This is a genomic window from Streptomyces lancefieldiae, from assembly GCF_031845825.1.
Taxonomy (GTDB): domain Bacteria; phylum Actinomycetota; class Actinomycetes; order Streptomycetales; family Streptomycetaceae; genus Streptomyces; species Streptomyces lancefieldiae.
This window is the reverse complement of record NZ_JAVRFH010000229.1, coordinates 1-1138: the sequence shown is the minus strand read 5'-3', so window position 1 is coordinate 1138 and position 1138 is coordinate 1. Positions and strand designations below refer to the sequence as shown.

1 protein-coding gene is annotated in these 1138 nt (G+C 70.6%); it reads left to right on the top strand.

The features are described from left to right. Nucleotides 1-1138 (top strand): ATP-binding protein (locus RM812_RS41805; protein ID WP_311586198.1); only part of this gene is annotated, 1138 nt, incomplete at both ends.

The window sequence follows — 1138 nt, the reverse complement described above, 5'->3', positions numbered from 1 at the left end:
TTCGGCCGCGGCGAGTGCTTCGTCGAGCGCTACCTCGACAAGCCCCGCCACGTGGAGACCCAGTGCCTGGCCGACACCCACGGCAACGTCGTCGTCGTCTCCACCCGCGACTGCTCACTCCAGCGCCGCCACCAAAAGCTCGTCGAGGAAGCCCCCGCCCCCTTCCTCTCCGACGCCCAGATGGACGAGTTGTACTCGTCCTCCAAGGCCATCCTCAAGGAAGCCGGCTACGTCGGCGCCGGCACCGTCGAGTTCCTCGTCGGAGCCGACGGCACGATCTCCTTCCTCGAGGTCAACACCCGCCTCCAGGTCGAGCACCCGGTCACCGAGGAAGTCGCCGGCATCGACCTGGTCCGCGAGATGTTCCGCATCGCCGACGGCGAGGAGCTCGGCTACGGCGACCCCGCCCTGCGCGGCCACTCCTTCGAGTTCCGCATCAACGGTGAGGACCCCGGCCGGGGCTTCCTCCCCGCCCCCGGCACCGTCACCGTCTTCAACCCGCCCACCGGCCCCGGCGTCCGCCTGGACGCCGGCGTCGAGTCCGGCAGCGTCATCGGCCCCGCCTGGGACTCCCTGCTCGCCAAGCTCATCGTCACCGGCCGCACCCGCGCCGAAGCCCTCCAGCGGGCCGCACGCGCCCTGGAGGAGTTCCAGGTCGAGGGCATGGCCACCGCCATCCCGTTCCACCGCGCCGTCGTCACCGACCCGGCCTTCGCCCCCGAGCTCACCGGCTCCACCGACCCCTTCACCGTCCACACCCGCTGGATCGAGACCGAGTTCGTCAACGAGATCAAGCCGTTCACCGCCCCCGCCGACACGGAGACGGACGAGGACACAGGCCGCGAGACCGTCGTCGTCGAGGTCGGCGGCAAACGCCTGGAAGTCTCCCTGCCGTCCTCGCTGGGCATGTCCCTGGCCCGCACCGGCCTCGCCGCCGGCGCCAAGCCCAAGCGCCGCGCGGCGAAGAAGTCCGGCCCCGCCGCCTCCGGCGACACCCTCGCCTCCCCGATGCAGGGCACCATCGTCAAGATCGCGGTCGAGGAGGGCCAGCAAGTCCAGGAAGGCGACCTCATCGTCGTCCTGGAAGCCATGAAGATGGAACAGCCCCTCAACGCCCACAAGTCCGGCACCATCAAGG